Source organism: Planctobacterium sp. AWH2_060 (assembly GCF_056158425.1).
The window spans coordinates 4823299-4845531 of record NZ_JBSWTG010000001.1 but is presented as its reverse complement, the minus strand read 5'-3'; the positions used below and the strand labels follow the sequence as shown (position 1 = coordinate 4845531).

Here is a 22233-nt window from a genome sequence, read left to right as displayed (position 1 = left end):
GCGTCTTGTCGTTTAGTAAAATGTCTGATTTTGGTGTTCTGGAACATGCGATTAATCTTCCTCAGCAACCCAGCTAGATCCCGCACCAACCTGATTGGCCTGGATATAGTGTAGCCCTTTTGCGCCCGCCAGGGATTGAGCACCATTGGGATTGGTTTCAATAAGGCTATTGCTGGCCGTAATAAAGTCAGGGGCTTCTTTGCCGTTCGCGGCAGGATCCTGATCAACAGCGCCGTCAGTATCAAACTGGCCATTGCCATTCATATTTCGGATATCCACCCAGTATTCGTCTTCCACATCCCCAGAGGCATAGCTATCACTGAATCCAAAGTTATTGGAGAAAAACGACTGCTCGTGATTTATCAGATCACAGTCGTATTCAAAGGTGTGGTCACTACTGCTGGCATCAAAAGGTAAGAACAATCCCTGGGCTAACGGATCGTCGTTCAAACCGTTCGCGATCAAATTGGCATCAAAGTTGATGACGAAAAAGTTTTTAGTCAGTGAATACAATACCGGACTGTTATCCGCAGTCAGTTCATCACAGTCACCAACCGGCGCTCTGGAGCCAATCTCGGTACTAAATACAATTGGTTGAATAGAATTCAAAACCGTATTGTTTTTAACCGATAAAGTTAAATCACCGGTTCCATCTAAAATAGCCTGATTTCCGGCGTTGGGCACACCACCGTCAGCCTGCGAGAAGGGGTTTGGTGTGAACACCAGACCACCCGCTTCTTTGTTGGTAGAGCGAATACCAGCAATGTAATTATTTTCCACTGTGTGACCCAATGGTGTGATCAGTACTCCGCTAGGACGATCATTTGAGCTGGCAATATCGGTGGTACGGATCAGGATGTTATCTGTAACCCGGTTAAATCCACCGTCTTCCAACGAGATACCGCCATTAGCATTAATAATTGTATTGCCGTGAATACTGGCACCGGAAGTCTGCACCCGCATCAATCGACGCCCGGTCACAAAGTTTTCTACGCGATTGTAACGAATGGTGAAACCGCTATTTTCTGCGGAATCCGTACCTGTGGTACTGCCCACATTCAGTAACAATAAGCTGGAGTCATCAAAATTGGGGTTGTCACTATTACTAAACAGGTTGTACTGAATAAGATGGTCCGAGCCCGCTGAAGCCAGTTTAATCACCGCCCCTTTTTCGGCATGGTTTCTACCGGTAAAAGTGTTGCGCTCTATTACGGCACCAGAACCTTTTAGCATTAACCAGTGATGTGTGGTTTCGTTCAGTTCTTCCTGATCCCCGGATAAAGTGTTTTGGCTAAACACAAAGTTATCCGCCTCAGAATAAATTACAGCCTGCTCCTCAGTTTCACATACCGAACCGGCTTTAGTATCAATATCGGTGAACGTCAAACCATTAATGCTGGTATTGGTGGCACTTGCAGTGACATGTATACAGAGTTCGCCAGAGATTACCGGTGACTGCTCCTCAACTGCGCGCAATTGCACGCCACTGGTCAGCGAAATTTCATCTAAATCGCTGTAGATATTGCTGTTCAGCCCTATCACACTGCCATCTGCCAGACCGCCATTTACAGCAGCCAACAGCCCCGTAGCGTCCGTTACCACCTGGCTGTAAATTACCGAATCCAAGCTGGCCTCAACGGTATCGCTGAAGCCATCGTTATCTACATAACTGGCACTTACCGAGATCACGGCACCGGCATGGTTATCAGGGATTAAAGTATTGCCCTGAGTGCCGGAAATGACCTCACCATCAGCCATCCATATATAATTAACATTAGCCTCTTCCACGCCATTATTGTCTGTGATCGTGGCAGTTAATAATGCGTCAGCGAGATAAGGTTTAGTGCCCTCAATAAAAATACTGCCAGGTTCATCAACTGCGACACTGGCTACTTCTATGGTTGCTTCTGAGATGTTTTCTTCAATAAAACCGTTATCATCCACATAACTTACAGACACGGTGAGCACGCTACCAATATAGGCTTCTTCTACCACATAGGAGGATTCTGTAGCCCCGTCAATGGCAACGTCGTCAGCATACCATTGATAAGCAACCTGCCCAGAAGCGCCATCCGCATCTTCTATTTCTGCACTCAGAGTATTGCCTACAGTGGGTGTACCAGAAATCGTCACTGCGCCCGGCGAATTGACTCTTGAAACGGGTCCAACCGCTTCAGATGTTACAACTTCTTCAAATCCGCGGTCATCGGTATACATGGCTGTCACTGTAATGAATGCGCCATACTGTTCTTCCTGCAATTCCAATGTAGATTGCACTGCATCTGTGATAGCCACTTCATCGGCATACCACTGCCAGGCAACAGCTGCATTTTCAATGCCGTTGTCATCCGACAAGGTAGCGCTTAACTGACCGCCTACTACCGCATCTCCCTGCACACTCACTGCCCCATCAAACGGAATAGCCGCAACGTCTGAAGTAGCAACACTTATGTGGGACTCATTAGTTCCGCCATCATCTGTGTATAAAGCCTGAACAGTCACAGACAGACCAATTTGCGCATCGGTTAACAAAAATGTGCTCTGATTAGCCCCTTCGATACGCTCGCCATCGGCGTACCAGATGTAGGTAATGGGACTGGAAATACCATCGGGATCGCTCACGGTTGCAGTCAGTGTTTCCCCAGTGGTGGGGGTTCCCTGAAGCGACACATTACCTCGGGTATTGGGATTGTTATCTGAAGCGCCACCGCAACCGGCCAGTGCCATAGCGACGGTGCAGAGCGTTAGTACTTTTCGTTTCATGATGGTTTGAATCTCCAAAGTCATGACCTAATCAAGTCCAATTACCAAAAACAGAACAAATCAAGGCTTATTGGTAATAATAAAAAACAACATATTGTTAACCTATAGGTAAATATAAACACACTTTTTACTTCATTACCATCACTTAACAAACAAAAATAACAATTAATTTACAAAGACAGGAGAACAACCTTTACAAAAGCCACACAACGCTATTACCAATTTAACTATTTTTGGTTAACACTTAACTTTTGAAAAGTTTGAATTCATCGAGGGAGGTAGCCCGACAAGTCCTTATCGGGCGGAACGGCATTTGATTATTTCGAAGTTTTATAGGGTGACGACAGCCTGAAATCCGATATCAGTGCTGGTAACCAGGGTGACTATTATTCAAATGATAAAAAGTGGCCTGAACGTAATCTCTGGGGTCACCGCTGTTATTTTGATTGTAGACTCCGGCTTTAAAATACATGTATTGGTTATTACTGCCGTAGCCACTTTGGCGCATATCCAGAGATTTGTGAATATTGGCCTTTCCTTCGCGGATCAAAGTCACATATAACATCTCATCGGCCACGGTGATTTTATAGCTGAACTTTTCATTCAGGCGAATGCCATCCTCGGGGTTACGCCAGTTGCTAGAACGTGAGCCGAGTATCTCAACCCATAAGTCTTCACCCCCGTTAAGCTCATGGGCGAAATACACGGCTCCCAAATCATTGTGAGGTAATTTGCGGTAATAAAGACGGATCGGTTCATCATCCGTGGCATGAATTTGACCGATGATAACGCGACCTACTTTTTTGGCTTCTCCGCTTATTGATACACGATTTACAGCCAATGTAGCCTCCAAACTACCATCTACAGCTGCAGCATCGCGTTTGACAGAACCATGAGCAGAGCTAAACACCCAATTGTTTTTAGTAACTCCCTGCGTTTTGATTCGGGTATTTCCCCGGCGCAGCATTTCCCTTAGCTCCGTTCTGGGATACTTGGTATTTTTAGAAGTCTTCGCCCCCTCATTGGGACACGCAAACACCATTCCGCCATCGTCAGCAGTGTAAAACAAAGGCTTGAGACTAAAGCCCTGACTCAAAGGCTGCTCATAAATCATATCCGCCTTACCGTCTTTATTAAGGTCAGTGGGTAAGGTTAAACTCCAATCTAATAGATCAAAGTTCTCTGACGGGCTCACTCCAGGCTTTAAATGACTCCAATCGCCGAGCAGTTTGCCATCTGCTAATGTTGCATGAGGATTTTGAGGTGCTGACTGCCCCAGCACAACCCAACTCATTGAAAGGCAAAACACTGCCACCAATACAGAACATGAATACCTGGTCATGGCTGTTACCTTTGGTCCGAATAAACAGACTGATTAAAATCGTTAACCCGAGAAGCCGACCCGGCCACAACAGGAACACGTTGATGTAAACTGGTGGGCTGAATAGACAGCACCCTTTGCCCTCTGGCGGTCGCTTTACCACCAGCATGTTCCAATAAAAATGCGATGGGGTTAGCTTCATACAGCAATCGGATTTTACCGTTTTGGTTTCCTGCCCGTGAATCCTCGGGGTACAAAAACAATCCACCGCGACTCAATACCCGGTGCATATCGCCCACCATGGCCGCGTTCCAGCGTAATGAGCTGTGTTTAAAGGCTTCTGAGGCAAACAAGAGCTGATCGAAAAAGCGTTGTATGTCATACCCCCAAAAGCGGTAATTCGCCATATTGGCAGAAAATTCACGACTATCTTGTGGTACTCGCAAGGACTCTTTGGTCAGCAAAAAGCCGCCGTGTGTTAAATCCAGGGTATAACAACGAGTGGCTGCTCCGGTACTCATCACCAACATCGAAGCAGGACCGTACAGCACATACCCGGCGCAAAGCTGTGCAGAGCCCGGTTGCGCAAATTGCTCATCACTGTCTGGTGGTACATCATGCCGGGCGGGATAAATGGTAAAAATGGTGCCAATCTGACCGTTGATATCGATATTTGATGAGCCATCTAGGGGATCAAAAGCGACAATGTATTTACCACTATCAGAACCAGCGACGACATTATCTTCCTCTTCAGAGGCGATGGCCATCACAGTTTCATCGTCCAGTAACATAGCTTTGAGCAGTTGATTGGCCACCACATCCAGCTTTTTCTGCACTTCCCCCTGAATGTTTTCGTTCAGAGTAGAGCCTAGAATTCCCGCCAACTCTCCCTGACTGACCCGAAACGCGATTTCCTTGCAGGCAGCTAATATTGTGCGAATAAGCATAATCAGATCGGTATCAACACCGTCTTGTTTTAAAACCGGAATTAAGCGCCGCATCAGGAATACCTGTTCAAACAGTTAAGGTCAGCAAAACACTGGGTTAATCGGGCTGCCATTTGCTGCTCAGCCTGACGTAACCACACTCTCGGGTCGTAATACTTTTTGTTGGGCTTATCCTCCCCTTCAGGATTGCCAATCTGAGCCTGCAGATAGTCCTGCTTTTCCTGATAATACTGTTTAACGCCCTGCCAACTGGCCCATTGGGTGTCAGTGTCTATATTCATCTTCACCACACCATAGTTCAGAGACTCCGCAATTTTTTCTGGCTCTGAACCACTGCCGCCATGGAATACAAAATTCAGACTGTTATCCGGCAAACCAAATTTTTGAGAAACATAAGCCTGGGAATCACGAAGTATTTCGGGTGTTAGCACCACATTGCCGGGCTTGTAAACACCGTGAACATTGCCAAAAGAAGCGGCAATAATGAAGTTGGGGCTGATCTTGCTCAACCGCTCATAGGCATAAGCCACATCTTCCGGTTGTGTATAAAGCGCAGAGTTATCCAGATGGCTGTTATCCACGCCATCTTCTTCCCCACCGGTACAGCCCAGCTCAATTTCCAGGGTCATGCCGATTTTCGCCATACGGGAAAGGTAACGTTCACACAGGGCAATATTGTCCTGCAATGGCTCTTCCGATAGATCCAACATATGAGAGCTAAACAGCGGCTTCCCGGTGGCGGCAAAGTGGGCCTCGCCAGCTTCTAATAAACCGTCAATCCAGGGCAGTAAAGGTCTGGCGGCATGATCAGTGTGCAACATAACGGGCACCTGATAATGAGCCGCAATACTATGCACATAATTAGCGGCTGCGATTGCACCAGCAATCGCGGCTTGCTGATTATCCAACGGTACCGACTTACCGATAAAAAACTGAGCTCCACCGTTGGACAGTTGAATAATCACTGGTGATTTCACCGCAGCAGCCGCTTCCAGGGTAGCATTTACCGATTGCGTGCCCACTACATTTACAGCGGGCAAGGCGTAGCCGTGCTGCCTGGCGTGACTATACAGTCGGGAAACCTGCTCTCCGGTTATCACTCCCGGTTCAATCATTGCTTTATTTGTGCTTGAGTGAGTGCTTGTGTGGACAGCCATCTTAAATTTCCTCTAATGTATAGCCTGACGACAGGCATCAGTGATCGCTTGCCAGTTCTCTTGCTCCACCCAGTTTTTAGGCGATACCCAGGTACCCCCAACCGCAAAGACATTGTTCAGTGACAAATAAGTCATGCGGTTTTCAGCATTCACACCGCCGGTTGGACAAAAGGAAACTGACTGAAACACCGAAGACACCGCAGACAAAAACGCCGGCCCACCCGACAAAGATGCAGGAAACAGTTTTTGCTCCTCAAAGCCATGTTCCGCAGCCAGTAAAATCTCTCCGGTATTAGAGACACCGGGTAACACCGGCACCGGACAAGCCTTCAATTCACACAATAAATGCTCCGATACTGCAGGCGTCACAATGAAATCAGCTCCGGCTTCCAGCGCTTGCTGCAAGATTACAGAGTTAGTAACAGTACCCGCACCCACAATCAGACCTGGCACCTGTTGTTTAATCGCGCTTAACGCCGCTAAAGAGGCTTCTGTGCGCAGTACTACCTCAATCAATTTAAGCCCGGAAGCGGCCATAGCCTGAGCAATCTGCACTCCTTGTTTAGGGCTGTTGGCCTGAATAATAGGCAGCAATTTTTGTTCTGACATGAGTTCAGAAAAGCGTGTCATGATATCTCTCTCTAATAACGCTGATGGTTGATAATCCACCAGCACAGTACGATGAAAATGAAAAAAGGTATTTCGGGATTTAGTCAGCGCCACTCATGGCCGCTTGAAATTGATCAGCCGGGGCAATGGCGCCTGGAAACTGGATCACAATTCCCGCCGCTTTAACTGCCAGCTGGACCGCATCAGATATAGCTATACCGCAAAGACGACTTCCCAGGTATACACCGTCAAATGCATCTCCGGCAGACGTGGTATCCACCAACTGAGTCACCGGTGTGATTGCGTGCTCAGATAGTGTCTCACCGTCCCAGGTCAACACTGAATTCGGGCCATTTTTTACCACCACTTCTGATAACTGGTATTGCTGGCAAAACTCAATCACCTGCTGTGCCGAAGTCAGCTGAAACAAGTCTTCTAAATCCTCTACCCCGGGCAAGGCAATATCCGCCAACTGAAAAGCGCGATGAAAACTCTGTGCAGCCTGCTCTGGCGTTTGCCACATGGAAGCCCGGTAATTGGGGTCAAACACCAGGGTAACGCCTTTTGCTTTAAGCACTGCCAATTTTTGCCAAAACAATTCTCTGGAGGATTCTTCTATCACCCCTAATGCGATTCCAGAGAAAAACAACATGTCACCCTGTGCAATTTGCGCCAGTTCCGGCTCATGCAGAAAGTCACACATTTTTCTGGCGGCAGAATCATTGCGCCAATAGGTAAAACTGCGCTCGCCAGTAGAGTCAGTTTCAATCAGATACAAGCCAGGGTTCTTGTCGCGATGGCGGAATACCATTGATGTTTCCAATTGCTCCTGTTGAAACTGTTGCAGCATACGCTCACTGAGTTTGTCCGAGCCAATAGCCGTCACCAAAGCGGTATTGATCTGCTTAAAAGTTCGCTTGAGATACACTGCACAGTTATATACGTCGCCAGCAAATGATTGCTTCATGGTGGTGTCGTCGGTGGCTCGCAGCTCCACCATACATTCACCTAATAAATAAATGCTTTTCATGGCGTTACTCTGGCTTTTTCAATGGTTCAATTTTTGGAATCAACAGCCATACAGCCGCCATAGCAATAATGGCTAACGAGGCACCAATCACAAACGCCGGGGTATAATTACCATCCGCCGTCAGATAGGGAACTAAAGACGTTAATCCCACCGCTCCCAGCTTAGCTGCCATACCAGAGAATCCAGCTAATGTGCCTACAGACTTTTTACCTAGCAGGTCACTTGGCAGCGTCTGTACATTCCCAATCGCGGTCTGAAAACCAAACAAGATCACCGCCATTATCAGTACCGCAATCACTGGCTCACCAGGATCGGCCATGGCTAACAACGCAGGTAACATGATCAGGCATCCCAAGGTAATCACCAACTTGCGGGTTTTGTCGGCACTCCAGCCCGCTTTTAAGCGATTTTGTGCTAACAAGCCTCCAAACCAGGCACCAAACATGGCCCCCACGTAAGGTACCCAACCGTAAATACCGATGGACTGCACGTCCATGCCGTACACTTCATTGAGATAAATCGGGATCCAAAACACAAACAGCCACCAGATAGGATCAATTGCGGCTGAGGCAATAATCACCCCCCAGCTTTGCTTTCTGGACAATAGTTCTTGGGTAGACGGGTTGTATTCTTCTTCATCGGACTGAGCATCAATATCACAAACCCGCTTTTGCCCGGTGAGAATGTATTCGCGCTCCTCTTCCGTGATCCAGGGGTGCATTCCTGGTGGCGCTTTCACCAAAATCAGCCAGGGCACCAGCCACAAAAAGCCCACCAGGCCCACGGCGATAAATACCATTTGCCAGCTAAAATAGACCGTCATGTAAGCGATCAGCGGGATAGCGATAATGCCGCCAATAGCCGCACCAGAATTAAAAATCCCCTGTGCCAGCGCCCGCTCTTTTACCGGGAACCATTCCGCACAACCCTTGGTAGCGCCGGGCCAGTTGCCCGCTTCAGCCACCCCTAAAATGGCACGAAAAATACTGAAGCTAAGTACGCCCTGCGCGAAAGCATGGGCCACAGTGGCTAAAGACCAAACACCAATGGATAACACAAAACCCAGACGGGTACCTATCCAGTCAAAGATCTTGCCAAAAATCGCCTGACCAAAGGCATAAGCGAACACAAAGACAATGGAGATGTTGGCATAGATTTGCTTGCGCTCCAGCGCTGACTTATCCGGAAATAGCTCTTCCACAATATCCGGCCAAAGCACACTTAAGGCTTGTCGGTCGATGTAGTTGATGATGGTTGCCAGTGCGATAAGCACTATCACCCACCAGCGTAATCCTTGTAGTTTCATGATCTTACTCCTCCAGGAAGTCTTCGCGGGCAGGACTGAAAGTATCAATCAAAATGCCACCAGTCGGACACACGGCACCGTGCTCCACGTAAGGCGGAATCAGGCAGCTATCACCGGGTTTTAGAATTTTCATCTCCCCACCAATAGTAAAGTGGAACTCACCAGCCTCTACATAGGTTACCTGTGAATGACGGTGCTTATGGGTGTAACCTTCTGCGCCTTTATCAAAGAAAACTTTTACAGCCATCAGCTCTTCATTGTAGCCCAACATCTGACGTTTCAGACCGCCACCAAGATCTTCAATTTCGGTTTCATTGCCAAATAAAAAATGGGCGCTTTGTTTTTGCATAACGATTACTCCTGGGGGTCTTTAATCACATAAACGGCAAAGCGCTTATCAAGTGAATAACTGTCATTGAGATATTTAAAATGAATGGGTGTCTGGTTAAGTTCAGTTGGAGCCTGATTGATGGCAATCAGGTAGGATTTCCCCGCTCTGTCCAGCTGTACTAAAGCCAGTTGTTCTTGTTGTTGATAGCTCAGGCCAGTGACTAAACTTTCGGCCTGCAGTGTGTATTCTTTCGCCGGGTTGTACTCACCGTGAGGTTCAAGTACTGAAACAAACCGGTGTTGAACTTTATCTTTTACCCGACGTATAAAGGCGGATTCATTGCGCAGATTAAAGTTGGGATCATTCGCCCCTAATTGCGTGAACAGAAAGTTTTCTTCACCAGTGGTAAGGCTGGTGTGAGTGTAAAAGCGGCCATTGTCATTCAACCAGGTAACTTTGGCTAAACCGGCGTCAGGTGTGGCTTCGCCTTTCAACCACAAGTGCTGATAGCCATTTTCCGCACCCAGCGCATTTAACTGATTCTGGTGACTGTTAATAGTAAAGCTACTATCAATCAACTGCCCCTGATAATGCAGCGGCAAATCCAATTGTTTTGCTTCATCGGCAACAACATCAAACAGATCTACCACCAGACTAGCATCAGTATCGGGTAGTTTTACCAGCGCCATTGTTCTGGATAAATGCACATCCGGATAGGCATTGGCAATTTCCGCCATCGCCACTGAACCTTGCTGATGATGTTCAAAGAAGTTCAGAGTTGGATGAGAACGATTGCCCAACTCAACATCGGCGTTGAAATGGCTGATTTCGTCAACCACCACCGTATTGTGGGCCACGGTTTGCTTCGCCCAACTGTTGTTTTCCGGAAGATAGCGACCACCAAATTTAGCTTCGACATTTAAAAAACGTGCAGCACCGTAATCTGAGACAATTTCTTGCCCCTGGTGATAAAACTGCCAGGTTAATTTGTCGAAATGACCATGACCCAATCCTTGCGCAGCAGGCTTGAATAGCAAAGCTGACTCACCGCCCTGTTGCTCACGCATCACCACCAGCGCACCTTGCTGCCCCTGAGCACCATCGCCAAAAGCGACAGACCTGAAGGGATATGCTGTTTGCGTTTGCGCATCCAGCGCCTGTGCCACCTTGAGGCCATCACCTGTTAATACGATCTGCCCTTGCTGACTGGCAATGTCCAGATAGCCACTATCTTGAGTCTGGCTGTAAGCCACTGTCACCCCGTGCACCAACTCAATGGTATCTATACCTTTGCTTTTGATGGCATCGTTAATGGGGAAAAACAATCCGTTGTAACTCAGCTGAATAGTGGTATCGATAGCTTTAAGCAGAATGCCATCGCGATAAGCAAAGATGTTTCGCTGTGGCTCATTGTTTTCTATTGCCTTTGCAAAGGTAATAAAGGGCAATAACGCAAATCGTTGATAGTAAGGGCCTTCGTTGTAATAACCGGCCGGAGAAAACAGTTCATCCAACTGGCGTAAAAAGCCGCCCTTACCTGATTTATTTAAATCCAGCAGTGCCTTTTCTACCCATTCGGATTTATTCAAAACATAACCGGCCATACCCACGCCAGCGGTTGCCCAGGTGCCATGATTGTGCACCTTGTTAAAGGTAGATGGCTGTCCTTCAGACAAAAACAGCGCCACAGGCACTAACAGCTGCTGTTCTATTGTGGTGATGTCTTGTTGTGACAAGCCAGAGTAAACCAAATCGTAAGCCTGAATGGTGTACACCAGCCACATTGCTTCGTTGAGGCTTTGCCAAAACAACTTGCCTGGATTCTGAAATCCAATTTTTCGCTTCGGGTGCAGATCTAACGTGGGATACAAGTGTGCGTAACGCAATAACATGTTAGCCACGAAGTCAGCATATTTTGACTCCTGAGTTAACTGATACAACAAACCTGCGTTATACATCAATTGATAATTTTTCTTGTGTTGCTCATGACTATAGCCACCGCCGCCATCACGAGGCACTGGCACCTCAACAAGTAAACGCATTTGTTCATCAAGCTGCTGTTGCAACTGCTTAAATGCCGCAGAAAACCGTCCGGGTTGCGCAATGGCTGAGCGCATCTGTTGTACATCACTTGAAGTGATAACCAGGTTAGGGTGCTCAACAGCGCTTACCACTGCCGTTAGCCCACCTGATACCAACACTAATAGCGCGATGACGTATTTGCAGTGAAAATTTACCAAGAGCTTCATGCTTTTCCCCTGCTATTTCTTGGTTTCAAATTGATTTTCAGCCACCGTCGCCGTATGCGGCCCGTCAACCCTTAGCTCTTTTATTGCCGGGGCAGGCGTTTCAATGAAGGCGTTTTGGGTGATCACCGTTTGAGGCTCGCCAACTGTGTGCTCCACTTTTATTGGCGCAGAGCGAAACCACTGATTACTTTCCACGTCAGTAACCTGAACGCCATGCAAATACAGGCTCGCCGAAGTTTTGTTACGCTTGCCCTTACCCACATTGATAAGCTCGTTTCCTGTTGCCAGCAAATGGGGCCCAAAGGTGCTCTCGTCAGTTCCACCGCGATAGAGCTTAAGTAAGGCACCTTGTACATCTTCGAACAGGTTATCCTGTAGTGTCACGTATTCAGCATTGTAAATCCCCAGATCTTCTATCTCAGAATCCAGACGCAATATGTCGCCAGTCACATTAGTAAAGGCATTGTTTACCAGGGTAATTTCATCGGCGAAAGCGCCTTTACCGGTGACAAAAAAGTGAAATGAATGATTGATATCCAGGTTCTTGATATAGCTATCGCGCATGATAAAGCGATAGTTCTCCACCATACCCCATTTTTGAGTGCGCACTACAGCGTTTCCTGCAGCGTCGGGACTGGCTTCACCGGAAATGGTTAAGCCCTGCAGCTTCAAACTGCCACCATCGCGAATTTCAAAAAGTGCAGAGCGTTCATAAGTTAGTCGGGTAGCATTATTTTTTGCGGCCTTAATGGTCAAAGTTTTGCTGACAGGAATCAGTCTGGGAATATCGTATTGACCAGGGGCGAGGATCAGAATATCTCCCGATTGCGCCCGTTCTATGGCACTGACCAGCGCATCAGCATTGGTTTCTACCTCAATGGTACGCCCAGAATCAAAGGGGATTAGAGCAGGTACTTTCGGGTACCACTTCACCCCCGTATCATCCCTGGACAATAGCGCCAAATCTGGTTTTGCTCCGACATTTAATGCTGCACTCAACAAGCCGTTGTTATTGCGCTCCAGCGCCAGCTTTTGGGTTGCAATGCCGTCTTTAATCGAGTCAGGGGCTTGAGTATTGGCAAGATTACCAGAGAATTCGATACCACTGACATCATCAAACAGGGTGAAGGGCTGCTTACCATCCTGATTAAAAATCAGGTTGTTTTTGAAGCGGCTGTTAATTGGCACCGCACTGCGCTCAGCATCGCTACCCGCCGCCAACTGAATATGGCTGACATTGACAAAAGTATTGTTTTCAACCCTGGCATTATCAACCTGGTGGTAGCGATTAATGGGTGAATCGGGCACGCCATTCATAATAGTAAAGCCACTGCCAAAACGATAACCAGTGAGTCCCTCCAGATAGTTATTGCGCACTACCTGATCTTTATTGATGATGCGGATGCCACCTGTGTGCGCTACACCGTTGCCAATAAAGATATTATCTTCGATCAGATTTCCGTTGCCGTGGCGCAACGTCAAGGTGCCGCGCGCTTCATAAAACACATTTCCCCGCAAGGTATTCTTCCCGGATTTAACGGAAATAATTTCCACTTCACCGTTTGTTTGTTCGAAGTAGTTGTTTTCCACCAGGGTGTACGAGTCAGTCAGAGAGAAGTGACTGGTACCGATGCGCAAGGTTTCCCCACCGTTGGAACCAAATGTGGGGCGATAGCCAAAGTAGTTGTGATCTATGCGGTGATGGTTTTGCTGACTGTTTGGGTGATTTAACCGGACAGCCACCGTAACCCCTTTGTTCCGCTTGCCCACCAAATGACTGTGATCAAAGCGATTGTGTTGACCATACAAAGCCACCCAATAATCCGATTCCTGCTTATCGAGGTTGTTGTAATTGTCGATCACCACTTCGGTTACTCGCGAATGGTAAGCGAACTCCTCTTTATTGCGTCGAAACTCAATAACTGCGCTGCTGGGTGTATAACCATCACGGAAAACCAGGCCAGAAACTAGCAGGTGCTTGCCCGCCAACCGCAGATTAGATTGACCGGATAAAACCACCCGTCCTTTGGTTTCAGCGGTTAAGTGAATCGGGGCGTCTTTGGTCCCTTCTCCCTGCAGCAATATTTCAAAATCTTGCCAGCGGCCACTTTTGAGGACAATCACATCGCCGGGTTGTAACCCTTTGCTGATATCCCTGTAGGCCTGCTGGCTGTCAATAAAATACTCTTTCGCCCACAGTGGAGCGGCGACTACTAGCCCTATTATAGTGAGCAGTATTACCGAAAAAACGCCGAAGATTCTCATAACCTGTCCTGCTGAAGCTGATTGACTTTATTACTTTTCTAATTTGCAAAAATAATCAAAGATTTCCGGAACATTACCGCGCCCCATGCCTTCATCAAAAGCGGCCTGTAAGTAGCCTGATGAGCCCTCAGCGATTTTTGACTCAGTGCCTAAATCGGACAACATTTGCAGAAAATAATGAAGATCTTTGTTGGCATTAGAAATAGAGAAGCCCAGATCACTCACGCTATCTACTGCGTAGTTTTTACAAAACTGCATAAAGGGCGAGCTGGAAGGTCCGGTAGACATAATGTCAAACAATTGCTGTTTATCGACACCCGCTCGATCCGCGATAGCAAACGCCTGGGACATGGCACATACTGTGGTCATCCCCATAAAATTGTTAATCAGTTTAGTAGTGTGACCAGAACCCAGGGCACCCAAATAAAAGACATTTTCGCCCTGGTCTTGCAAGACCGGCTTGACCTTATTAAAGGTATCAATATCTCCTGAGGCCATAATATTCAGCAGCCCGTCTTTGGCGTGCGCTGGCGTGCGTCCCAGTGGCGCATCTACCATGCCTACACCTTTTTTAGCCAGGTCTGCACCAATTTTACGGGTTGATGCCGGAATAGACGTACCGAAATCAATAAGCGTGGCCCCTGACTTTATACCCGCTAAAATACCATTTTCACCGTAGACTACCTTTTCTACAATGTCGGAGGTTGTCAGACACAACATCACAATATCTGAGCCAGCGGCCAGCTCCTGAGCCGTTTCAGCCGTGCTTGCTCCTCTGGCTACGCATTGGGCAACCGCTTCTTTGTTTAGGTCCATAACAATCAGGTCATAACCTTTGTTTTGTAGGTTTTCCACCATATTACCGCCCATAAGGCCCAGACCGATAAAACCAATAGTTGGTTTAGACATGAATCACTCCTGAGTTAGTTGTAGCGGGTGATGTTAAACACCCTGAAAGCCGCACGTTGTTTAGCCGCGACATTCGATTAATCTCGCCAAGATCAGCAACGCATAGTGGGATGTACTGCCCCCGTTACAAAACGCTTTCCCTTCAAAATTCAACAGACCTCAGGGATGTGATCTTGCGTTAAGAGCCAAGTGGTTATAAACAGCAAACAACCACAACAGCTTTAGATAAACTTTATTTTTGTATTACCATTTTGTCAACCAATTATTTACCAATTGTAACCACAGTGTTTATACAAAATATTTAAACAGAACTTAATTAGGATATTTTTATATTATTTTCAGTCAGTTACATGACACCAAAAATAAAACTCAGTGATCTAAATAAATTTATTGAGTGCTGAGAAAACACATCAAAATACAGATGGGCATAGCTAAACAACTAACAAACCAGACAAGAAGGAGCAAGAAAACGTAAGAACTGGTAATAACAATTTAAGTTACTGGTAAGTCAATCAACCTGGACTCCAGTAGAAAAATGATTGCTAAAGACAAGGCTAGAAAAAATGCCAGTAGCAAAGTAATCTATCCGGGTAATATGTAAATGGACTGAAGAGAGTTTAATGAAGCAAGACACCAACAAGAAACTGCCACCCAATGTTCGGGTAATGATTGGGCTGTGTGCCAGCCCAACCCTGATGGTTATTGGTTTTTTCTTTTATAATCTGTTCACCGCTCAATGGCGGGAAATAGGTATCAGTACTGTGATATTTTCACTACTGGGGTTCTTTGCCTATTACATCGTGATAGCAGGCAGAATTCCTTTCCTAAAGAACAAACCGACTGCTTAAAGTCAGATTTAACATTTAAAACTATCCAGACGTTTCTCAAGCCCGTTTGCGCTTGTCAGCAGACCGTCGATGTCGTTGGCATTTTCCTGAACTTCTTTTCTTTGAGTTTCAGTGTTATCACTCAGCAATTGCAGTGATTGCGAAATGGATGTAGAAACCGAGGTTTGCTCTTTTACGGCATCAGCCACTGACTCCATATTGTCAGCCAGTTCATCAATTGCCTGGTTGGCTTCTATCATGATATCTTTCGATTCTGACGCTATATTGACCACATTCTCTACCATACTGATACTTGCCGTCATGGCTTCAACGGATGCGTCCGCATCTTCAATTAGACCACTGGTAATATCAGAAATGGACTCGGTGTTTTCCCGGGTCTTTATGGCAAGCTGTCGTACTTCATCAGCTACCACCGCAAAGCCACGCCCGTGCTCACCGGCTCTGGCTGACTCAATCGCAGCGTTAAGAGCCAACAGGTTAGTTTGATCAGATATGGAGCGAATGGACTCCATGACAGTTTCGATTCTGGCACTGCGTTCGGCCAATTGGTTAACCTTAGCCCCTGTTTCCCGCAATTCTTTATTGAGTACATTGACTTCTGACACAGCCTTATCAATAGCGGACGCCGCAGTTTCGGTTTTACCACGAGCGGCATGGGAAAGAGCGTTGACATCCAGTGTGCGCCGCGACACTTCGTCATTGGTGACAGCCAGTTGTTCAGTGGCAGAGGCAATCTGATGCACCTGATCCATGTTGCTGTCAGACAACTCCTTGATATGACGGGTATTTTTTGAGACCCGATGACTCATTCCCGCCACCTGATTAGAGATTTGTTTCGCTTCACTGGATAAGCCTCTGAAGGCACTGACCATATTGATAAAAGGAGCCAAATCTTTATTGTTTCTGTCCAGCTCTACGGTCAAATCAACATAGCGTTCATCTTTCAGCATTTCCTCAACGGACTCTATTATGCTGTCGCTAAATTCGGCTTCTCGTTTACTGATATTGGAAATCCAAATTAGTACAGCCCCTTCGGCCACAGCAAACCCGGCATGTATCAGCAAAATGTAGAATTTGACGTATTCCGCCAGGAAGATATAAACCGGTGCACCGCTACTTTGCAATAGGAAAAACAATACATGGTGTACCGCCACCGTCGCCACAGACGCTGCCACCACTTGCCAGTCGCGGTACAACACGGTAAACGCCATAACTGCAAATATTTCAAAGTGCATCTCTGGCAAACCATAGGATTGTTGAATATGAAGCGCGGCAAATAGCTGGATGGCAATACCAATAACGAGTCGGGTGATCTTTGCATGCGGGCTTGAGTATATAAGCAGCAGCGGAAGAGAAATAATAATCGCACTGCCGATTACGGCTTCCCCCCAGGTGTCAGTAAAGCCTGCAATAACAAAAGAAAGCAGTGCCTGACCGAATAAAACTATCTTAAAAATCTTGTTGGCGCGGTCGAGATAATCTGTTTTCATTGCATGCCTTTGAAGTCTGGATGAATTGTCAATCGATAAGATTTGATTCGTTGTATACTGTATTTTTTAGAGTGTAGATCAAAACCTTGAAACCTCCATTAGACCAAAGTGTAAGTCACTTCCGTGGATTAGCGTCGAAAGACAGACTTGTCTACTGGCTGGTAGCCCTTTGGTGTGTGCTGTGTCTGGGGTTGGTTTTTGCTTTTACTATCTCTAAAACTCAGGATTTTGATACAAACGGGGAATTCATAAAATATTCTGGGGCAAGCGAGTTTGATCAAGCCTTTAACCTCTGGCTAAACAATGAAGTCAGCGATCTGAAAAATAAAGTGGTGCATTTCAGTCAGGGTAACTGTACTTGCGAATGGATTGCACAGGCCCACATTCACAGCGTTAAATTACTGGCCAGCGAACAAGGTAAAGAAAACATTGCGCTCGATATCAGCGCAATGCCCAATACCGCCCAAAAACTCCCCGCAACACCGGCTGTGGCGGTATATGACCAGGATGGTCAACTAACCTATCTTGGGCCTTATGCCACCGGCCTGTTTTGCACCGCCGGTCAGGGACTGGTTGAGACGTTTATAAAACAATCAGTCAAACCACAACAATACTTAGGAGCCACCATCCCACTGAATGCCAACGGCTGTTATTGCGAGACTAACCCTTAGCTATTAACTTTTGACCTCAATAGAGCGACACAGCTCTGCCATATTTCCAGGCTCCATACCAGGTTGTAGAAAGGGATCCTGTGACGAGATTTGCGTTCTTACAGCTTCATTTTCAGCGGATATGACCTGCTCAATCCAGTCGGAGTAGGATGATACACGGGTGTACAATTCGGTTACGCCGTACTCGCCTACATCGTAAAACCAGGAATCGGCTCGTGAGCTAACACCCAGGATTGTGTATCCATCACCGTCCTGAACATAGGCAGGACCACCGCTGTCACCATTACCGGAAACGCCCTCAAGCGGCAGCGCATTGCTACCTTTTTCGAACTTAAAAACGATATCAGTATCAGTAACCTTAGTAATTTTATTTTGCGCCTTCCTTAGCTTACCCTGGTTTTCCTTGTAGCCAATGGTTTGGCCTTTATCGCCAGTACCCGTGCCACCAGCCCCAATAAACCAGGTCACTATGCCCTCTTCAGAGGTTTGCTTAAACAATGCCGCTGGCTCCACCGAGGTCACCGGCTTTTCCAGTCGAATTAAAGCGATATCGTGCTCTTCACCTAATACATAATCAGGATGACTATAACGATCAGCCACCCTGACCTGCTCATTTCCCACCTTAATATTCTGGGCCGGGTTCATACAAAACACCGCGTGTGCCGCAGTAACAACCCACTCAGGATGCACTAAGGTGCCGTGCACACCGATAGAATACAAGGTTGCCAGAGGCGGAAAATCCGATGACGAGGCGTTATATTGCTCATCAGCAACATCATGGCGGATCACAATAGCCTGGCTCTGCAGCGGAACGCTCATAAGACAAATAACAGCAGATTTTAAAACTGATGATTTGGTTTTATTGCGAATGGTTTTAGCGATACTTGAATTGCCTAACAAGATCTTAATTCCTTTTTACTTTGCACTTAGTAATTGTTTTACCACGTAACCCCAATGCAGAGTTGTTAGCAAGTGTAAGTATCTGTGAATACGACAAGTTTTGAGAATCAGATGTTTCCAGATCAGCAAACACACAGCCTGACTGCTAATATTGAGAATCAGCGCAGAGACAGTTTTGCCTGCGCCTCTACTGCCTGGCAATAAATATATTGCCATGATTATTACCAGTGACACTTAACACCAACTTTTGTCCATCATAGGTTGAGGCGATGTTACCGGAAATTGCCGGACGTACCGATTCATACATCTGCTCAGCTTTTTGAGTCTCTGGATTAAGACGCCAAATTTGATTGTGCTGTCGGGCATTAATGTAATAGAGGTGGCTTTCACTTAAGGTCCAGGAGCCACTGTTGTGACGGGGAAAATCGGCTAGTATGTCAGCAATACTGTTGTCCCTGACATCATAGCGAAACAGACCATCCTTATCAGCCAGCGACAATATCAGCGAGTGTTTATCAAATGCCATTGCCCGGCTAATTCGAAGCTCTTGGTTCAGCAGTTCGGCTTTATTATCAATTATCCGCACCAGCAAGCCCGATTGCTCGCCACGGGTGAGCGCCAGAATCGCGCCGCTTTTATCGTAACTGCACTGAGTGATACTGAATCCCTGTGGCGAAATCCGGGTAACCACCGCCAGTTGCAAATCGTATTCATAACAAAAATAGCCCTTTTCGCCAAAGCTACTCACCAGCACCCGCGTCTGATCGGCAGACCAATGAGGCGAAACCAGGTGTTCGTCGTCCATGCCCAGCAACCTCTGATCTGACTTTGTGTCAAAGTTGTACAACCAGATTTCATCCCTGCCAAAGCGATTGCTGTTATAAGCCAATAGCTGTCCATCTGGTGACAGCGCCGGGTGATTGTCGTATTTGGGAGAGCTGACAATCATTGCTGAGGAATGATCTGTCGGATCAATTGCCAGCAGGTTAGCCTGATAGTTCACTTCCTGAAATGCCAGTTGGCTGTTGTCAGTGGTGATGGATGGATTTTGGCTGTTTCGCGCCCCCAAGTTGATATTATCATCAACACCTTCCCGCCATAACCACAGATTGCGATCCCCTTTTGGATTGCCATCATAAATGATTGAACGACCGTCTTTGAGCCATACAAAACTTTGCGAATAGGCCTTGTGGTGCGTGATGGCTTGCGCTTTAGCATCAGGAGCAATGTCTTGAATGTAGATATTTCTGACGGCATCTATTCCGCGAATAAAACCGATTTTAGTTCCATCCGGGGAAAAACGCGGGCGGGTATCAAACAAGGTATTGTTATCGGATCTGGTGAGTTGGGTTATTTGCTGACTACTGAGATTTAAACTGTAGATGTGATACCCGGCATCCTCTTCACTGTTCTTTCCGACAAATGCCAGTTGCTTACCATCGTCGCTCCAATCCAAAAAGGGGGAAGTATTAGGCATACTGCACGGGGTTTTCATTTCCCGTAACAGGCTGCTTAAAGTGATCACCAATACCTGACACTGTTCACCTTTAACCACGGCCACGGCAATTTGCTGTTCGTCAGGAGACCAGACCGGCGATAGCACCCAGGCTTCCGGCTCGGCAATGGTGTGCAAGGTTCTGCCATTAGCGTCCTGAACACGCACCAGCATCACACCATGACTTCGCTCGGTAAATGCCAGCCTGGTCATCTGGGATCCAGCCAATCTAAACGACCCGCAGGTAGTGTTGAACAATGACAATGGCGAATTCATGTCTACCCCTCTGGCAGCCGAATTTGATGCTGACAGAAAGCTCTACGTTGCCAGCTATGGTCAGAACCGCATTGTTAAAATTGATCCTGAAACCTGGCAGATAGAAGATGTGTTGCTGGAATCCGGCGGTGGCCTGATTCTGGGGGTTGATTCAGGCATTGCAATCCACGGCGATTATCTCTATGCACCTGGCTATGACTCAGACAACGTAATTCGCATTCATTTACAAACCAAAGCGGCTGAGGTGTTTATTCCACCAGGAAACAACGGCATGGATGCACCGCGTTCGATTCTGTTCGACGGTGATCGCATGTTAATCACTTCTGAGCGCAGTGACAGTGTTATGGAATACAACGTCACAACGGGTGACTATGTCGGGCAATTCATGCCCGCAATTCGACCTGCCGGGCTTATTCAGGATGGCGATGATCATGTGCTGCTCACCCAGAGACGCTCAGTTCTGCGGGCTACGCTTGCTGGTCAGGAAATCGAAACCGTCGTGACAGAAGGTGAAGGCAATCTTTATGGTGCCACCAATATCTTCAGACTTTATAAATCCGGTATGGACAGTGATGGTGATGGCTTGTCAGATGAAGATGAAGCGGATATTCACCAGACGGATCCAAATAACCCGGACACCGATACCGATGAACTAAATGACGGTGATGAAATAGAACATGGTACAGCCCCCTTAAATGCGGACTCCGATGCCGACCAAATGCCCGACGGCTTTGAAGTGGCGAATGATTTGCTGCCACTGACTCCGGACGCCAATGAAGACCCGGACAATGATGGACTAAGCAACCTGCAGGAATATACCGCTGGTACCTTTCCGCAAAACCCGGATTCAGATAATGACGGATTGCTGGATGGCGAAGATACCCGTCCCCTTATCTCCGACGTAACGCCGGTATTGCGAGGTACGCCAGACGCATCGGTATTGCAAGATCAACAATATCAATTTACCCCTGAGCTGGACTACCCCGGAAATGTTGAAGCGGTGAACTTCAGTGCTGAAAATGTACCGCAGTGGGCAGAATTTTCAGAGCAAGATGGCAGCATCAGCGGACAACCAGGCAATGACGATGTAGGTGTTTACGAAGGCATCGTCATTCGCAGTCAGGACAGCAACAACAGCGATCAATTAGGACCATTTTCCATAGAAGTGGTTAACGTAAATGACGTGCCATTTTTGGTCAGCGGCGCCACACTCCCCTCTATCTCTGTAACTCAAGGCGATGAGATTAGTCATGACCTGGCTGAATTATTTGATGATTTGGATACAGGCGATGCAATCAGCTTCAGCGCCGAAGGTTTGCATGAAGACTTCACTCTGAGTGAAGCAGGGATGCTGAGCGGGACCGCAGCAACAGTAGGAGACTTTGATTTTACGATTACTGTAACCGACACCGCCGGTGGCAGTGTATCTGGCGCTATCAGCATTGCAGTCAGTGCCCAGTCTACAGCTTCTTCAGGAAACAATAATGTAGTTAATGACAGTAGCAGGAGTTCTGGTGGATCGTTTGGCTATATGACTGTCTTACTGTTGATGTCTTCAGTTTTGTTCCGTCGCCGTTCTGGAACGGTTCAAATGTAATTTCATAGCTATTTACTCTGGGGCCTCCCAAAGTATTTCCCCCGGTTTGTCAGTTCAAAATCCGGGGGC

General features: G+C 47.0%; 17 protein-coding genes. 3 read left to right on the top strand and 14 right to left on the bottom strand.

Annotated elements, in window-relative coordinates; genetic code table 11:
* Nucleotides 1-51: 51 nt before the first annotated feature.
* The 11 genes from ACXAD8_RS20915 to ACXAD8_RS20865 all read right to left on the bottom strand — a co-directional run bounded on the left by ACXAD8_RS20915 (nt 52) and on the right by ACXAD8_RS20865 (nt 14887).
* Nucleotides 52-2763, bottom strand: coding sequence for a poly(beta-D-mannuronate) lyase (locus ACXAD8_RS20915; RefSeq protein WP_475232107.1), 2712 nt, complete (start codon nt 2761-2763; stop codon nt 52-54).
* A gap of 361 nt (nt 2764-3124) precedes the next feature.
* On the bottom strand, nt 3125-4105 hold the full coding sequence (locus ACXAD8_RS20910; protein ID WP_475232105.1) for a polysaccharide lyase family 7 protein: 981 nt from the start codon (nt 4103-4105) through the stop codon (nt 3125-3127).
* A gap of 5 nt (nt 4106-4110) precedes the next feature.
* On the bottom strand, nt 4111-5085 hold the full coding sequence (locus tag ACXAD8_RS20905) for a class 1 fructose-bisphosphatase (protein WP_475232103.1): 975 nt from the start codon (nt 5083-5085) through the stop codon (nt 4111-4113).
* Nucleotides 5085-6146, bottom strand: coding sequence for a class II fructose-bisphosphate aldolase (gene fbaA, locus ACXAD8_RS20900; RefSeq protein WP_475233046.1), 1062 nt, complete (start codon nt 6144-6146; stop codon nt 5085-5087). Before fbaA ends, ACXAD8_RS20905 begins: the two co-directional genes overlap by 1 nt.
* A 54-nt stretch (nt 6147-6200) precedes the next feature.
* Nucleotides 6201-6818 carry a bifunctional 4-hydroxy-2-oxoglutarate aldolase/2-dehydro-3-deoxy-phosphogluconate aldolase gene (gene eda, locus ACXAD8_RS20895; protein WP_475233044.1) on the bottom strand — a complete coding sequence of 206 codons (618 nt, stop codon included), beginning with the start codon at nt 6816-6818 and terminating at the stop codon, nt 6201-6203.
* A 79-nt stretch (nt 6819-6897) separates the two neighbouring features.
* A complete protein-coding gene (locus tag ACXAD8_RS20890) occupies nt 6898-7827 on the bottom strand; it encodes a sugar kinase (RefSeq protein ID WP_475232101.1) in 930 nt (309 codons plus the stop codon).
* Between the two features lie 4 nt (nt 7828-7831).
* Entirely contained in the window at nt 7832-9133 is a 1302-nt protein-coding gene (locus tag ACXAD8_RS20885; protein WP_475232099.1) for an MFS transporter, read from the bottom strand.
* A 4-nt stretch (nt 9134-9137) separates the two neighbouring features.
* Nucleotides 9138-9482, bottom strand: coding sequence for a cupin domain-containing protein (locus ACXAD8_RS20880; protein ID WP_475232097.1), 345 nt, complete (start codon nt 9480-9482; stop codon nt 9138-9140).
* A gap of 5 nt (nt 9483-9487) precedes the next feature.
* The gene (locus ACXAD8_RS20875; RefSeq protein ID WP_475232095.1) at nt 9488-11713 is read right to left on the bottom strand and encodes a heparinase II/III domain-containing protein; all 2226 of its coding nucleotides are present in this window, start codon (nt 11711-11713) and stop codon (nt 9488-9490) included.
* Nucleotides 11714-11725: 12 nt separating this feature from the next.
* Entirely contained in the window at nt 11726-13978 is a 2253-nt protein-coding gene (locus ACXAD8_RS20870; RefSeq protein ID WP_475232093.1) for a polysaccharide lyase 6 family protein, read from the bottom strand.
* Nucleotides 13979-14008: 30 nt separating this feature from the next.
* Nucleotides 14009-14887, bottom strand: coding sequence for an NAD(P)-dependent oxidoreductase (locus tag ACXAD8_RS20865; RefSeq protein ID WP_475232091.1), 879 nt, complete (start codon nt 14885-14887; stop codon nt 14009-14011).
* Between the two features lie 620 nt (nt 14888-15507).
* Here ACXAD8_RS20865 and ACXAD8_RS20860 point away from each other — a divergent pair.
* Nucleotides 15508-15735: a hypothetical protein gene (locus tag ACXAD8_RS20860; RefSeq protein ID WP_475232089.1), complete on the top strand. Its 228-nt coding sequence runs from the start codon at nt 15508-15510 to the stop codon at nt 15733-15735.
* Between the two features lie 8 nt (nt 15736-15743).
* Here ACXAD8_RS20860 and ACXAD8_RS20855 read toward each other — a convergent pair whose 3' ends face one another.
* On the bottom strand, nt 15744-17225 hold the full coding sequence (locus ACXAD8_RS20855) for a methyl-accepting chemotaxis protein (protein WP_475232087.1): 1482 nt from the start codon (nt 17223-17225) through the stop codon (nt 15744-15746).
* An 86-nt stretch (nt 17226-17311) separates the two neighbouring features.
* On the opposite strand from ACXAD8_RS20855, the gene ACXAD8_RS20850 reads away from it, so the two are divergent.
* A complete protein-coding gene (locus ACXAD8_RS20850; protein ID WP_475232085.1) occupies nt 17312-17896 on the top strand; it encodes a DUF6436 domain-containing protein in 585 nt (194 codons plus the stop codon).
* A gap of 3 nt (nt 17897-17899) precedes the next feature.
* Here ACXAD8_RS20850 and ACXAD8_RS20845 read toward each other — a convergent pair whose 3' ends face one another.
* The gene (locus ACXAD8_RS20845; RefSeq protein WP_475232083.1) at nt 17900-18796 is read right to left on the bottom strand and encodes a S1 family peptidase; all 897 of its coding nucleotides are present in this window, start codon (nt 18794-18796) and stop codon (nt 17900-17902) included.
* Nucleotides 18797-18983: 187 nt separating this feature from the next.
* Nucleotides 18984-20504 carry a TolB family protein gene (locus ACXAD8_RS20840; RefSeq protein ID WP_475232082.1) on the bottom strand — a complete coding sequence of 507 codons (1521 nt, stop codon included), beginning with the start codon at nt 20502-20504 and terminating at the stop codon, nt 18984-18986.
* Nucleotides 20505-20565: 61 nt separating this feature from the next.
* Here ACXAD8_RS20840 and ACXAD8_RS20835 point away from each other — a divergent pair, with 61 nt between their 5' ends.
* A complete protein-coding gene (locus tag ACXAD8_RS20835) occupies nt 20566-22164 on the top strand; it encodes a putative Ig domain-containing protein (protein ID WP_475232080.1) in 1599 nt (532 codons plus the stop codon).
* The last annotated feature ends 69 nt before the right edge of the window (nt 22165-22233 follow it).

Bases quoted from the DNA above. Each gene is read 5' to 3' on its own strand.
- ACXAD8_RS20860 (WP_475232089.1), top strand. From the start codon at position 15,508: ATGAAGCAAGACACCAACAAGAAACTGCCACCCAATGTTCGGGTAATG.
- ACXAD8_RS20890 (WP_475232101.1), bottom strand. From the start codon at position 7,827: ATGAAAAGCATTTATTTATTAGGTGAATGTATGGTGGAGCTGCGAGCC.
- ACXAD8_RS20905 (WP_475232103.1), bottom strand. From the start codon at position 5,085: ATGCGGCGCTTAATTCCGGTTTTAAAACAAGACGGTGTTGATACCGAT.
- ACXAD8_RS20855 (WP_475232087.1), bottom strand. From the start codon at position 17,225: ATGAAAACAGATTATCTCGACCGCGCCAACAAGATTTTTAAGATAGTT.
- ACXAD8_RS20840 (WP_475232082.1), bottom strand. From the start codon at position 20,504: ATGACCAGGCTGGCATTTACCGAGCGAAGTCATGGTGTGATGCTGGTG.
- ACXAD8_RS20875 (WP_475232095.1), bottom strand. From the start codon at position 11,713: ATGAAGCTCTTGGTAAATTTTCACTGCAAATACGTCATCGCGCTATTA.
- ACXAD8_RS20885 (WP_475232099.1), bottom strand. From the start codon at position 9,133: ATGAAACTACAAGGATTACGCTGGTGGGTGATAGTGCTTATCGCACTG.
- ACXAD8_RS20870 (WP_475232093.1), bottom strand. From the start codon at position 13,978: ATGAGAATCTTCGGCGTTTTTTCGGTAATACTGCTCACTATAATAGGG.
- ACXAD8_RS20865 (WP_475232091.1), bottom strand. From the start codon at position 14,887: ATGTCTAAACCAACTATTGGTTTTATCGGTCTGGGCCTTATGGGCGGT.
- eda (WP_475233044.1), bottom strand. From the start codon at position 6,818: ATGACACGCTTTTCTGAACTCATGTCAGAACAAAAATTGCTGCCTATT.
- fbaA (WP_475233046.1), bottom strand. From the start codon at position 6,146: ATGATTGAACCGGGAGTGATAACCGGAGAGCAGGTTTCCCGACTGTAT.
- ACXAD8_RS20880 (WP_475232097.1), bottom strand. From the start codon at position 9,482: ATGCAAAAACAAAGCGCCCATTTTTTATTTGGCAATGAAACCGAAATT.
- ACXAD8_RS20915 (WP_475232107.1), bottom strand. From the start codon at position 2,763: ATGAAACGAAAAGTACTAACGCTCTGCACCGTCGCTATGGCACTGGCC.
- ACXAD8_RS20910 (WP_475232105.1), bottom strand. From the start codon at position 4,105: ATGACCAGGTATTCATGTTCTGTATTGGTGGCAGTGTTTTGCCTTTCA.
- ACXAD8_RS20835 (WP_475232080.1), top strand. From the start codon at position 20,566: ATGTCTACCCCTCTGGCAGCCGAATTTGATGCTGACAGAAAGCTCTAC.